This is a genomic window from Vibrio sp. 1F255 (assembly GCF_041439145.1).
Lineage (GTDB): Bacteria > Pseudomonadota > Gammaproteobacteria > Enterobacterales > Vibrionaceae > Vibrio > Vibrio crassostreae_C.
Window position 1 is genome coordinate 42,800 of the sequence record NZ_JBGONQ010000020.1, and the last position, 13,966, is coordinate 56,765.

Below are 13,966 nucleotides of genomic sequence, written 5' to 3' on the forward strand. Positions count from 1 at the left end.
TCTTGATTATGTATAAATCGATCTTTCAAAGCGGTTTGATTAAGCCACGGCGAAGATGATGTATAGACCGATACCAACACCGATCATCGGTACTGCATCCACAAGACCCATCATGATGAAGAATTGAGTACGAAGCATTGGAGTAAGGTCTGGTTGACGCGCAACACCTTCAAGGTATTTACCTGCTAAGTTACCAATACCAGATGCTGCACCTGCTGCACCTAAACCGATCAGTAATGCACCTGCTACATATAAAACTGCGCTTACGATATCCATTTGTATCTCCGATAAATAATTTTTTAGTTAAATTTTTTAGTTATTAATTAGTGGTGTTCTTCTGTTGCCATACCTAAATAAACAACGGTCAGTACCATAAATATAAATGCTTGCAAGAATACGATTAATATGTGGAATAGTGCCCAAGGAACACTCAGTGCCCATTGCATCCACCATGGCATTAATGCGATCAGAATAAATATCATCTCACCTGCATACATGTTTCCAAATAATCGTAAGCCTAGTGATATAGGTTTTGAAATTAATGTTATTAATTCAAGAACTAAGTTAACAGGGTATAAAAGAGGGTTATCAAATGGCTGCGTAGTAAGCTCTTTGATAAAGCCTTTCAATCCTTTATTTTTAAATGTATAAGTCAACAGTAAGATAAATACACCGAGTGCCATCGACATTGGAATATTTACGTCCGCCGTTGGTAGATCTCTAAAGTGTTCTAGACCCATTGCACGACTTAATGCTGGTATGAAATCTATTGGTAATAAATCGACCGCGTTCATTAACAACACCCAAACAAAAGTGGTTAATGCCAGTGGCCCTATTAATTTATCCTCCGCTTGAAAAATCTCTTTTACTAGGTTGTTTACAAAATCAAATATCAGTTCGATAAAACATTGAAATCGACCTGGAACACCGCTGGTGCCCTTAGTCACTACGTATCGAAAAGCTCCAATAAACAGTAAACCCGTAATCCAAGATACCAACATCGAGTCGATGTTGAACGCCCAGAAACCATCACCTGTAGTTAAGAAGGTTAAGTGATGCTCTATGTATTCGTGAGCGGTAGTTACTTGATCCATACTACACGTACTCCGATCTTGTAGAGGCAGTAATAAATGGTGTTAAGAAGTACCCAACCATAGTGAGAATATATGCGTACAATATTACTGGGTTATCCAATTTGAAAAACTGGAACGCCAAGATAAACATTAAGAACGTATAAGTTATTTTCACGACACGACTCATTTGCATTAAGTCACGTAAACTATAATTAGGATTCTTGCGCACCTTTAGGCTTGCATATATAAAACCAAACAGCGGAGGTAGCATCGCAATTCCGATACCCAAAGCCGACGATTCCATATCTACTTTATTACCAAAAAACACTTCATATAAAACTACACCGACGGCTAATACTACTTGGCAGAGAACAACTCTTTTAGCAGCAACAAGAATGTCACCACTTATCCCATTAAGCCTCATAATAAAACCTTATATTTAACAGTGTAAGCTCATATAAAACACAGTTTGAATATGTCTTGCTACTCGCATTTACTTGTTAATAAAACTTTGCTTGTTAACAAAGAGATAATCTTGCTGGTTTTATATCTCCTGACGAAATAGAACGATATAAACTAGTTCGCTCTCGTTTCGACAAAATATAAACTACGCCTAAAATTATGTGATCAAAACGACAAATATTGATATCAATAATTCCATTTTTGAAATGAATGTTTTTCATTTATGAAAGTAATAGTTCTATCACTTTATTCATGAATATTTAAGATGCTTTATCCTTGTGAAAAAGAGGGTCTTTTTAGAAGGGAGTAGCGAGCTAAATTTTCAACTTATGATCTTATCAATTACGACTATTCAAACACTTAGGTTCATTTACAAGCTGAGTTGTGAAGTGTGATTTTGGTAGGGGTTAAGCTTGTTTGAGGCAATGATGGAAGATCTGGTTTTTCTGGTAAATTAAACGTACGTCGCTCCTTATCAATAAGCGAATATTTTTTATATTGTCGTCAGCTTGTCACTATTTGCGTGCGCGAGAGTGAAAATTCAGCGCCTAAATGTTGATGATATAGGAGTGAAATGGGGGACTGGGTGTGCGAGAAGCATGGTGCGGAGAAGAAACACCGAGTTTTGAGGAAGTAAATGGCAGCAGAGCGCAGCCTAATTTACTTAATCTAGGCTCTCTTATGACTCTTCATAACTGAGGTATTGAATACATAAGTCATGGAAAGCCTGTGCTTGTGGCGAGATCGTACGATCAGACAGTCTGAAAATGCCGATTTGTCGTTGCAAGGGTGGGTCAATTAGCGGAATCCACACCAAGCGGGTTTCATTGGTTGGGAAAGCCAGCTTAGGTAGCGTGGTCACGCCTATCCCGAGCTCTAACACCGAAAAAAGCGAGGTAATGTTCTCGACAGAGTACAGGGCTTGTTCGCTGAGCATGCGCGCAGGTGTTGGGTCCAGTAGGGTGCAAGTCCCGTTACGAATGAAGGGCTGCTTTAACAAGGTTTGCCATTCGATTCCTTCCCGTTGAGAGGCGATAGGGTTATCTTTGAGGCACACCACACCGATAGGATCAGAAAGCAAAGGCGTGAAGTCGATGCTCTCTTCTTCTAAATGGGAGCTATTACCGAGGGCAACATCCACCTCGCCAGAGAGTAATCTTGCTTCTACCCCTGCCGCATTATCATCAATCAAACTCACTTCTACATTCGGGTACTGCTCACAAAATGCCCCTAAAACACTAGGGATGAGTTTTGCGGCCACCGAAGGCACGCTCGCTATTCGAACTCTTCCTTGTTGTCCTGCTGCCGCTGCGCGTAAGTCATTGTCTAATGCTTTGTAAACGTTCAGAAATTGAATGATCTTGGGCAAACATATTTCTCCAAAAGGCGTCAGTGTCGATTTGTTGCCTGTTTCAAACAGAGGTTGGCCGAGTATTTTTTCCAACTCTTTTATCGAAGTCGAAAGTGCCGCTTGCGATCGATTTGCACGGTGAGATGCCGCTCTAAATCCACCTTCTTCGACCACCAAAACGAAATGTTTTAACTGTTGTAGCTTAATACTCATGACTCCGATCCTTCTCTAGCCCTTGCTATACCTTACTTTTCGCAAGGTGATAGATTTTATTTATCAAATGCACAAAATTTACCGTTAGATTTATCAGGCGTCAAGGTGCAGTATTTAACCATCTTGAAACATAGTTGTTACAAAGTTGGATAAAATCGTGAACGCACAAACTAAAAAACACCCAGTAAAAACCTCTCTTTTTGCTTCAAAAGCACCACTAGAGTGGGCAATCGTTAATAACGGCACTCTATACACTGCGCAGATTCCAATCGATGAAACGGGCGCAGTAGTAGAAGGCGGTATTGAAGCGCAAACGCGTCAGACTTTTAACAACCTTGTTCATACCTTGGAGTGTGCAGGCGAATCGATGGATTCTGTGCTGCAGGTTCTGATTTACGTGACTGACCGTGAATACCTGAAAACGGTAAACAGCGTATACGGAGAATACTTCAACGCACCTTATCCAAATCGTGCAGCAGTCGTTGTTGCAGGGCTAGCTAGAGAAGAGATGTTGGTTGAGTTCGTGGTTTATGCATCGGCGTCTCAACCTGAATAAAGATACTGTGAACTGAGGCAATTTGCGGATTAAAGCTGTTTTGAATTAAAGCGGTCTATTGATACAAGCGACTTGGTTCAGTTTTAGATACAAGATTTAAACGTAGTTACTTATATAAATTAACGTTTTATTCATTAATCAGATGGTTGCCAGACTCAACCGCAACCTAACCGTTACAAGGACAGAATGATGACTCAATTACAGAATGTTCAAGCAGAAAACGCACTTTACATTGGCGGCGAATGGCAAGCGGGTGTAAGCACCGTAGCGAACATTAACCCATCAGATATTTCTGAAAACATCGGTAACTTCGCACAAGCAAGTGCTGAACAAGTTCAACAAGCGATTTCAGCGGCAAAGCACGCTCAACCAGAGTGGGAAAAAACTCCGATTGAGCGTAAACAAGCAGTGCTTCAAGCAATTGGTGATGAGCTGATTGCACGTTGTGATGAACTGGGTACGTTACTTTCTCGTGAAGAAGGTAAGCCTTTTGCTGAAGGTCGCGGTGAGATTTACCGTGCAGGTCAGTTTTTCCAATACTTCGCGGCTGAAGTGCTTCGCCAAATTGGTGACAACGCAGATTCTGTACGCCCGGGTGTTTCTGTTGAAGTGACTCGCGAAGCGGTGGGCGTTATCGGCATTATCTCTCCTTGGAACTTCCCGACAGCAACAGCAGCTTGGAAAATTGCTCCAGCATTGGCTTTCGGTAACAGCGTTATTTGGAAACCAGCAAACCTAACACCAGCAAGTGCGGTCGCGCTTACAGAGATCATCCACCGCCAAGGTATCCCTGCAGGTACGTTTAACCTTGTACTGGGTAGCGGTTCAACAGTAGGTGATGCACTGATCAACTCTAAAGAAGTGAACGGTGTGAGCTTTACCGGTTCTGTTGATACGGGTCGTAAAGTGGCAGCGGCTACAGCGCCAAACTTCGTTCGATGCCAACTAGAAATGGGCAGTAAGAACGCACTTGTTATTGCTGGCGATGCTGATATCCAAACTGCGGTTGATGCAACGATTGCAGGTTCTTTCTCTGGCGCAGGCCAAAAATGTACCGCGTCTTCTCGCCTTGTGGTTATGGATAGCATTCACGACCAATACGTTGAAGCACTGATTAAACGTATGAGCGAGCTGAAAGTGGGTCACGCACTGGAAGAGGGTGTGTTCATGGGCCCTGTCGTTGATGGCAACCAACTTGAAGCAAACCTAGGTTGGGTTGAGAAAGCACGTCAAAGCGGCGGTGAGCTGGCATTTGGTGGCGAACGCTTGAGTATGAAGCACGAAGGTTTCTACATGTCTCCAACGCTGTTCTTGAACACTAAGAACGATTGGGAAGTGAACCAAGAAGAAGTGTTCGCACCAATGGCAAGTGTGATTCGTGTCGCTGACCTAGAAGAAGCGATTGCGACAACCAACGACACTCGCTTCGGTCTAACAGGCGGCATCATTACTCAGAGCCTACGTACTAGCGCAATGTTCAAGCAACAAGCGCAGACCGGTTGTGTGATGGTCAACCTACCAACAGCAGGCACGGATTACCACGTACCGTTTGGTGGTCGTAAAGAGTCTAGCTTCGGTCCTCGTGAGCAAGGTCAATACGCGAAAGAGTTCTACACAGTGGTTAAGACGGCTTACCAACGTCCTTACTAATCCACTTTCTAAATAAGAATTGGATAGCTGAATTAACTTCCTAGCTATCCAGCTATCGAATTGGCCTGATTCACAGAGTCAGGCCAACATTCAAACCAAAGCAGCAAACGAGCTTAGACAAGTGATTTAACCCATTTTTGAAAACATGTTATTTGAGCGTGTTTTCAAAACCGAGCTAGAACACTGAGCTTTCAATAGGAGTGGTTATGTACCAGCAACGGATTGTTATAGATGGATTGCAATACTGCAATTGGAACAGAGAATATTTCCAAACACTAAAGGCGAGCGGCATTACAGCAGTTCACGCTACCGCGGTTTACCACGAGACGGCTCGTGAAACCTTATCTCGCTTTGCAGAATGGAATTTAAGGTTCGAGCAGAACGCAGACCTTATCATGCCGATTCACTCAATGGCTGATGTCGAGACTGCAAAAGAGACTGGCAAAGTCGGCATTTTACTTGGTGCTCAAAACTGTTCTCCAATCGACGATGAGATCGGTCTTATCGAAGTGATGCGTAAGCAAGGCCTTTTGATCATGCAACTGACGTACAACAACCAGAGCTTATTGGCGACGGGTTGCTACGAGAAGAACGACACAGGTATTACTCGCTTTGGTAAACAAGCCATCGAAGAGATGAACCGAGTGGGCATGATCATCGATATGTCTCACAGTGCCGAGCGCTCAACACTTGAAGCAATCGACTTGTCTTCTCGTCCTATTTGTATCAGCCATGCGAACCCAACGTTTGCTCATGATGCACTACGAAATAAATCAAACGATGTGATTAAAGCTCTAACCGCACGCGGCGGCTTAATCGGATTCAGCTTGTACCCATTCCACTTACCAAATGGCAGCCAATGTACCTTGGAAGATTTCTGCCAGATGGTTGCGACTACGGCTGACATGGTCGGCGTAGAGCACCTCGGTATTGGCAGTGACCTATGCTTAAACCAACCTCAAGCCGTTCTTGAATGGATGAGAAATGGTCGTTGGTCTAAAGCAATGGACTACGGCGAAGGCTCTGCGAACAACTCAGGTTGGCCAGATGCGTTGCCTTGGTTCTGTGGTAGTGCGGGTATGGAAAACATATATAACGGATTGATGCGTCATGGTTTCAGCGAGTCTGAAGCTGGGCAAGTCTTGGGAGAAAACTGGTTTAACTTCTTGAAAGATGGCCTAGAGCCTCAAACCAAGGGTTAACGGTTTCTCGCGAGCCATCATCGAATTAGCAGCCTTCTAACAAACGTTCAATAAGCAAGTGCTGCTTAAACCAATTTCACTATTCAAAAGGAACAACGGTCTATTTCGCAACGCGGTAACCCAAACATGGATTAGCCTGCCCAACACAAAAAACAATAGGGCAGGTGTTAAATACACCCTTGTAGTCATCATTCAAATGACAGCTGCAAAGAAACCTCTGGAGTCAGAGTATGTCTGATTTAACCAATAGCGTGAAATCTTCAAGCTTAAATGCGGGTCAAGCACACACAACAATTAATGCAAAAAGCAACACAAACGAGTCTGAGTCTACGTCAGACAAATTAGGCCTATCCAACCCAGCACTTTGGTACAGCGGCGGTTTTATCGCTCTGTTCGTGGCACTTGCTCTATTTGATGGCGAGCTGTTATCAAGCCTAGTAAATACGGGCTTTGCATGGTCTGTAAAAGTATTCGGTCCTTACTGGCAAATGCTTCTTCTTCTGACTTTTCTTATTGGTCTTGGCCTGGCGGCAGGGCGAACAGGCAAGGTTATCCTAGGCGGCATCGCTAAACCTGAAATGGACGGCTTCCGTTGGATGGCGATCATCTTCTGTACGCTACTGGCAGGTGGCGGTGTATTTTGGGCAGCAGCAGAGCCTATCGCTCACTACGTTAGCCCACCACCATTGTACGGCGCACAAGAAAACGCACAGCAAGGCGCGGTGAATGCTTTATCGCAATCCTTCATGCACTGGGGTTTTCTAGCATGGGCCATTGTCGGTAGCTTAACGTCTATTGTGGTGATGCACCTTCACTACGACAAAGGCTTACCGCTTAAACCTCGTATTTTGCTTTACCCAGTTTTAGGCGAGCGAGCATTGAAAGGTCACACCGGCGCATTGATTGATGCATGTTGTATTGTCGCAGTAGCGGCGGGCACCATTGGTCCTATCGGCTTCTTAGGCTTGCAAGTGAGCTACGCACTGAACGCACTGTTTGATATTCCTGATGGCTTCACGACGCAGCTTATCATCATCCTGTTCGCTATCGTTCTATACACATTGTCGGCATTAAGTGGTCTTAACCGCGGAATGCAAATGCTAAGCCGTTACAACGTAATTTTAGCAATGTCATTGATGGTCTACATTCTGATCTTCGGCCCAACAAACTTCATTTTCAATGGCTACATCCAAGGTGTAGGCAGCATGATAGACAACTTCATCCCAATGGCAACATACCGTGGTGACGAAGGTTGGTTGAGCTGGTGGACAGTATTCTTCTGGGGTTGGTTCTTAGGTTACGGCCCAATGATGGCAATCTTCATCGCACGTATTTCACGCGGTCGTAGTATTCGCCAATTGGTATCAACCATCAGTCTTATTGCACCGTTCGTAACATGTTTCTGGTTCACCATTGTTGGCGGTTCTGGCCTTGCGTTTGAAATTGCAGACCCAGGCAGCGTAAGTAAAGCGTTCGAAGGCTTTAATTTACCTGGCGCGCTACTGGCAGTAACTCAGCAACTACCAATGCCAATGCTTATCTCTATTCTGTTCTTGATCTTGACGACGATCTTCATCGTAACGACAGGTGACTCAATGACTTACACCATCAGTGTGGTAGTCAGCGGTGAGACAGAGCCTAACGCAATTATTCGTACTTTCTGGGGTGTGATGATGGGGGTAACAGCATTGATTCTGATTTCCCTAGGTTCCGGCGGTATTTCAGCGCTGCAATCATTCATAGTTATCACAGCGGTACCGGTGTCCTTAATCTTGCTGCCATCACTTTGGAATGCGCCTCAAATCGCAATCAAGATGGCGAAAGATCAAGGCTTATAAAACATCAATGCCGGTATAAAGAAGAAAATGTAGAGATAAAGCTCTCTAAAAACTGAAGATAAACAAGGTGTGAGCCTTTGAAAGAAGGCTGATACAAGATTCCGGAAGGAAGATAAAAACCGTACTGGTGAAGATACACCGGGCGGCACGTATTTAGGTCAATCGATCTAGTCAGGACAAATAATAAGTGGCGAGTTCGCTTGCCTCGATAATATCAATAACGATTAAAAACGTGAAAGCTAACCAACATACTGTCGCTATATATGCTTCAAAAGACAGCAACGATCGGTTCTGAATGGCTAGCAAAATCCTATAACTATTAAGGTGGTGAGCAAAATGGATGCACATCGTTCTACCTACACTGAATCAGCACTACGTGACGCAACGGTCGTCATGGCACCGGAAAGACTGGGTGCTATGCACCAAACACGCATCAGCTTCGTAAGAACTCTGATTCGTAAAATGGCGCAACAGCAATGGAAAGTGACTAAGCATGAGTGGCAACTAGACGCTCGAGGTTTTGGTCATGTTATCTATAAGCTAGAGACGCCAAATCATGTTTATCATTTGGTTGTTTTCTGCGATGAGATTGCAGACGACGAACGAAATGACCGTGTAATTGCTGAAAAGTGGGACGTAACGTTTGCTCTGGTTCTTGGTGATGTTGATGTCACCCTACTTGAGAGACTTCGTGCGAATGTACCGCTACAAGAAGCAGGCCGTAACCCTAACAATGTGCTTGTTTTAGCGCGTGCCAACAAAAGTGTACGAGTGTTTGAACATATTGTTAGTCACTTGGCTAAAGGTGTTCAACCAACGCCAAAAGAGCTAGCGGAAGTTGGCTACATCCTACGAACCACAGCGGTTTATGGTAATGGTAAGTTTGGTATTGCTGACTTTAAAATCTTGGAAAAGAATCCAGATTTTAATCAATCGTTCAGTGCTCAAATGTGTGCTGTTTATATGCTGCGTGAGTTCAGCCTAGATTGGGTTCATTACCTAGCGGAGCAACAAGGCGGTGAACAAGCGATTACCTTGCACAGAGGCTTACAACGCTACCTAGGTGTGGGTAATGCCACAGGTTTAGGTATGGCGCCATATCTGATTAACCACCCAAGTATTGTCGATCAATGGATGACAACCCGTGAGCATGCATTAGCTGACGTGTTAGCTAATCACACGGATACGGCATTGATTGAGCCCCTACGTACATTAGTTAAAAAAGCGATTTGTCATTTAGAACAAGTTGTTACCATCAATGAAAATCAGCAAGAGTTGAACAAAACCGCTGTTGATGAGTTGAAACACGCAGAACAGTCACTAGAAGCTTCTGTAAACCATTGCGATACATGGGCGCAGTTAGTTGAACAATCTAAGCACATGAGTATGGAAGCCCAAGAAATCCTTATCTCATGCTTGATGGAATTGTACCCAGAATTAGTGGACGCCCATCAAGAGCAAATGAATTGTAGCGAAACACTCTCGCTTCCTAGTGGCAAAAAGATCCAAGACCTATTGGTTGTGTTAGAAGAAAAGTACCGTTGGGCGATCACGACTGACTTTACGAAAGCAGAAAATAACTACTGGTTCTGGTATCGCTCTCAGGACAAAGAAGAGCCAAGGCTCGGTGTTCGAGGCGAGGAACTCGGCGAAGAGCGCGAACTGCCGTTGGATATCGGCCGTCAAGCTTACCGTCTGTACCATGCTTTATTGCAATTCGCGCCAGAGCTTTCATTGGCTGAATTCCTTGTTAAACAACCGCAGCATCGTGCCATTGCGCGCCGTGTGTGGACGTTAGGTAACAAGGCGATGGGCGACATTCAAATGAACGTGCTGCACCAAGACTCGCCACCAATGCATTTGCTGCGTTGTAAGCTAGCGATGTTTGGAGCGACTAAGTTTGATCCTCGCTCAGACCGTTGGGTACGAGTGACGTTTTTCCAAGGTGCACCGTTGCTTGATGAAATTCATCAGGACGAATGGGTGTTCCCAATCTTACCAAGTGAAGCGGAGATCGCTGACTCAAATAAAGTTCCTACACATATCAACGCTCAACATGGAGGTAAATCGTTATGATCGTTTCTCACAATGAACTGGTAGCGGCCGTTAATAAAGCCTTTCTGGGTATGCGTCGTACATGTGGTGAAGCCGATGTGATAGCGAACATGGTGGCAGATTTACAAATGGTTGGCTTGGATGGTGTTCGTCATTTTAACAATGCGAGCAACTTTATGGGGCTAGAAGACGATTGCCCTGTAGACATCCAAGTGACAAGCGACAACACAGTTGAAGTGGACCTGCACAAGGCGAGCTTAGCGTGTCATCTTCCTGTGGTGATGGATTACGCCATTGAAAAAATGGTCGGTAAAAAGACGCTGAAAATCGAGCTAAACAACTGTCATAACCGTTGGTTAGCGTACAGTGAGCTTGTAAAACTGGCAGCGAAAGGCATCGCATGTACCGCACGTTGGGATAATGGCTCAAATCCTAAGAGCACCTTGTATGTGCTTAACCGTGGTTGCGTTGCACCAGAACTGTTTTTATCAGATTTGCCTCTGGCATCGGACGATCATATCCACAATATGACCATCGAGCTTTCCGTCCAGGATTTCGATATCGAACGTTTGTCAGATGGCTACCAAACACACATTGAATCGGAAGCGCTTTTTAAAACTCAAGAGAAGGCGTGGAACGAGGGCATTGAAGTTGACGATGGAGAGTGGGGCGCGTTGAAAGAAACGGCGACGGCTATCCTTGTTGAAAACAGCCAACGTTCAATTCAAGGTGCAGGTGAGCTCGAGGCTTCTTAGCTTTGTTTTATAGAGCTATAAGTTACAGAAGCTCAGTTTATAGATCTTTGGCTTATAGAAACTAAACCTATAAAGCCTGAGCTTGTTCAACCTAAAAACCTCATTTACAACAGATAAAACCAAAGAGCTTAACGTATCCTCACCTCGTTAAGCTCTTTTTATTTGTGTCCCACTTTTGTTCTTCTTCTCAATAGATCACATCTTAAACTCTCTGTTTTGACACAAGTTGTTACGCGTATAAAGCTAATTTGGCGATTTAATGAAGTACCTTCACATTCAGGTTCAACAAACGGTTTCATTTACAAGCTAGTATGCGTATCTTGCTAACTACGGTGCCAAAGGGTGCCATTTTTATTCGTACCAATGACTTTAGAATCAGATAAAAAGGAATGAAGCGTGCAAGCTAACTTTATTGATGGAACCACCCTGTACCGTCAGCACTCTTTCGAGTTGCCACTTGATTATCAAGCCAAAGATGGACAACAGATCCAAGTCTTCGCACGTGAGCTGGTTGATCTCGCTAAAGATGAGCAAGAGCTGCCGTGGTTGATCTACTTTCAAGGCGGCCCAGGTTTTCCTTCTCCACGGGTGAGTGGTCAATCGGGTTGGCTAAAGCGTGCATTACAAAACTACCGTGTTCTGCTTCTAGACCAACGTGGTACTGGCAACAGCACGGTTATCAGCCATGAAACTTTGGCGCATTTGTCTCCAGAACAACAAGTCGAATACTTAACGCATTTCAGAGCGGATAACATCGTTCGTGACGCTGAAGCGATTCGTGAACAGTTTGGTATTAAGCAATGGTCGACGATTGGTCAAAGCTTTGGTGGCTTCTGTACACTGAGCTATTTGTCACTGTTCCCACAGAGCTTGCAGCGTTGTTATGTGACGGGCGGCATTCCTTCTATTGAACGAGAAGCTGACGATGTTTATCGTGCGACTTACAAGCGTGTAGAAGACAAAAACAGAGCTTTCTTTGCTCAGTTCCCACAAGCACAAGCTATGTGTCGCGAGATCTCTGATTACCTGCTCAACAACGATGTGAGACTGCCAAACGGTCAGGTGTTCACAGTTGAACAGTTCCAGCTAATAGGTATTAATCTTGGCGGCGGCGAAGCAAACCTTCCAATGTATTTCACACTGGAGAGTGCGTTTGTTGAAGTGAACGGTAACAGACAGCTGAGCTACAGCTTCCTAAATCAAATGCAGCAAGAGCAGGGTTACTTAACTAACCCAATTTACGCAATCTTGCATGAATCGATTTACTGTCAAGGTACAGCGTCTAACTGGGCTGCACATCGTGTTCGTGAGCAGTACCCACACTTCAACTACCAATCGGGTAGTGAGTTCTGGTTTACCGGAGAAATGGTCTACCCATGGATGTTCGACCAACTAGAAACGTTGAAGCCATTGCGTGAAGCCGCCAATCTATTAGCTGAGAAATCGGATTGGGGTACTTTGTACAATGCAGAGCAGTTGAGCAAGAATACGGTTCCGATGGCGTGTGCAGTTTACGCAGACGACATGTACGTAGAACTGGATTACAGCCGCGAAACACTGGCTAATATTCCAAACTCGAAAGCGTGGATTACCAACGAGTATGAGCACAACGGTTTGAGAGTGGATGGTGAGCGAATCGTCGATAAGCTAATGACGATGGTTGATGCATTAGAAAACTTGCCAAAATAATCCAATTCTCTGTGTAGGTTATCTAGGTTAGAAGCTATCTAAGTTAGAAGCTCTTTACGTTAGAGACAAGGCACGCCAGAAACAAGAAAACGCTGCATCCGTGCAGCGTTTTTTTATGTCATCGAACTATTCGATTTAAGGAACTAGGAGGGGTAGCCCTTGAAGCCATTAAGGTTGGATGACGATATCTTGATTTTCAGTGGTCGATAAGCTGGCGCGGTTTTGTTCGATAAGCTGAGCCGCATAAGAGGGAGTCACAGCTTGAATTTCGCCTTTTGAACGAATCGTTAATGCTTCCCACGCATGATCACGGTATTTGCCTGTCTGTGTATATTCAATAAGTACTCTCATGATTCTTCCATCCGATGTGTGGTTAACGTGCTACTAACATTAGCGCCATTATTGTGGTTACACACCTGTTAAAAATGGAACATAAGATTAACCAAATGAGAATGCGTGTAACTTGAAAAACAGACCCAACTGCACTTATCTTCTTAACCGCGTTTATCGCAACTAACCGTATTTATCGCAACTAACAGCATTTATCGTAACCAACCTTACTTATCGTAAATAGCGTCCATAAAAAAACGCTGCACAATGGCAGCGTTAAAGTTGAGATAGGTTGAAGATTGCTTAGCTGTTTTCTAAGCCAACAATCTTGCGTGCAGACATCACTGCACTATCCAAATCGGTCAATCTACCAGCACTTGCTGGACCAAGAACTGATGAATACAAAGCCAACTGCTTCTCAAATGATAAATCTAATTGGTTATATAGATTTTGGCGGATTTGAGCGTGTTGCTGAGGCTTTGCGCTCGACAGGCCTTCCAACGTATCGTAGATGAGTGTAGTTGTATCCATAACTGTCCTTAGTACATCTTTAGAAAATTTTGCATATTATGCACTTGGTGTCATCTTTGTTCTGCGAGATTGATCGCATTATGTGCAGCTCTGCTTAATTGTGTAATCAGTTAGTTACAATTGTGTTGTACGGCAAAGTATCGAAAACTTGGGTTTGGGCAAAAGAAAAGGAGACACAGTGGTCTCCTTTTGGCTTGTTAGCAAAGATAAAAGTTACGTGCTGTTCGCTGTTTATTGAGCCAATCGGCTACGCACAGCTAC

Annotated in this window: 12 protein-coding genes and 1 pseudogene; 7 read left to right on the plus strand and 6 right to left on the minus strand. The window is 44.1% G+C overall.

Features of this window, described 5'->3' with window-relative positions; translation table 11 throughout:
* Nucleotides 1-39: 39 nt before the first annotated feature.
* From atpE to ACED41_RS12515, 4 genes are all read right to left on the minus strand, one after another.
* Nucleotides 40-276 carry a F0F1 ATP synthase subunit C gene (atpE, locus tag ACED41_RS12500; protein WP_004730405.1) on the minus strand — a complete coding sequence of 79 codons (237 nt, stop codon included), beginning with the start codon at nt 274-276 and terminating at the stop codon, nt 40-42.
* A 47-nt stretch (nt 277-323) separates the two neighbouring features.
* The gene (gene atpB, locus ACED41_RS12505) at nt 324-1,094 is read right to left on the minus strand and encodes a F0F1 ATP synthase subunit A (RefSeq protein WP_017060838.1); all 771 of its coding nucleotides are present in this window, start codon (nt 1,092-1,094) and stop codon (nt 324-326) included.
* A 1-nt stretch (nt 1,095) separates the two neighbouring features.
* Nucleotides 1,096-1,497, minus strand: coding sequence for a hypothetical protein (locus ACED41_RS12510; protein WP_017060837.1), 402 nt, complete (start codon nt 1,495-1,497; stop codon nt 1,096-1,098).
* 717 nt (nt 1,498-2,214) lie between these two features.
* Nucleotides 2,215-3,099 (minus strand): LysR family transcriptional regulator, encoded by an 885-nt coding sequence (locus ACED41_RS12515; RefSeq protein ID WP_017060836.1) that lies wholly within the window; start codon nt 3,097-3,099, stop codon nt 2,215-2,217.
* A 157-nt stretch (nt 3,100-3,256) separates the two neighbouring features.
* On the opposite strand from ACED41_RS12515, the gene ACED41_RS12520 reads away from it, so the two are divergent.
* The 7 genes and pseudogenes from ACED41_RS12520 (at nt 3,257) to ACED41_RS12550 (ending at nt 12,844) form a co-directional block, all read left to right on the plus strand.
* On the plus strand, nt 3,257-3,655 hold the full coding sequence (locus ACED41_RS12520) for a RidA family protein (protein WP_017060835.1): 399 nt from the start codon (nt 3,257-3,259) through the stop codon (nt 3,653-3,655).
* A 189-nt stretch (nt 3,656-3,844) separates the two neighbouring features.
* Complete coding sequence (locus ACED41_RS12525) at nt 3,845-5,305, plus strand: aldehyde dehydrogenase family protein (protein ID WP_371725069.1); 1,461 nt, start codon at nt 3,845-3,847, stop codon at nt 5,303-5,305.
* Nucleotides 5,306-5,511: 206 nt separating this feature from the next.
* On the plus strand, nt 5,512-6,507 hold the full coding sequence (locus ACED41_RS12530; protein ID WP_371721757.1) for a membrane dipeptidase: 996 nt from the start codon (nt 5,512-5,514) through the stop codon (nt 6,505-6,507).
* A gap of 230 nt (nt 6,508-6,737) precedes the next feature.
* On the plus strand, nt 6,738-8,345 hold the full coding sequence (locus ACED41_RS12535; RefSeq protein ID WP_017066850.1) for a BCCT family transporter: 1,608 nt from the start codon (nt 6,738-6,740) through the stop codon (nt 8,343-8,345).
* 263 nt (nt 8,346-8,608) lie between these two features.
* A pseudogene (locus tag ACED41_RS12540) lies at nt 8,609-10,421 on the plus strand (hypothetical protein).
* On the plus strand, nt 10,418-11,155 hold the full coding sequence (locus ACED41_RS12545) for a DUF3726 domain-containing protein (RefSeq protein ID WP_017064722.1): 738 nt from the start codon (nt 10,418-10,420) through the stop codon (nt 11,153-11,155). Before ACED41_RS12540 ends, ACED41_RS12545 begins: the two are co-directional and overlap by 4 nt.
* Before the next feature lie 396 nt (nt 11,156-11,551).
* Nucleotides 11,552-12,844, plus strand: coding sequence for an alpha/beta fold hydrolase (locus ACED41_RS12550; protein WP_017066504.1), 1,293 nt, complete (start codon nt 11,552-11,554; stop codon nt 12,842-12,844).
* 168 nt (nt 12,845-13,012) lie between these two features.
* Here the strand turns inward: ACED41_RS12550 and ACED41_RS12555 are convergent, their stop codons facing one another.
* Both ACED41_RS12555 and ACED41_RS12560 read right to left on the minus strand, forming a co-directional pair.
* Nucleotides 13,013-13,195: a hypothetical protein gene (locus ACED41_RS12555; RefSeq protein WP_004730424.1), complete on the minus strand. Its 183-nt coding sequence runs from the start codon at nt 13,193-13,195 to the stop codon at nt 13,013-13,015.
* A 282-nt stretch (nt 13,196-13,477) separates the two neighbouring features.
* The gene (locus tag ACED41_RS12560; RefSeq protein ID WP_004730426.1) at nt 13,478-13,705 is read right to left on the minus strand and encodes a PAS factor family protein; all 228 of its coding nucleotides are present in this window, start codon (nt 13,703-13,705) and stop codon (nt 13,478-13,480) included.
* Nucleotides 13,706-13,966: the final 261 nt, after the last annotated feature.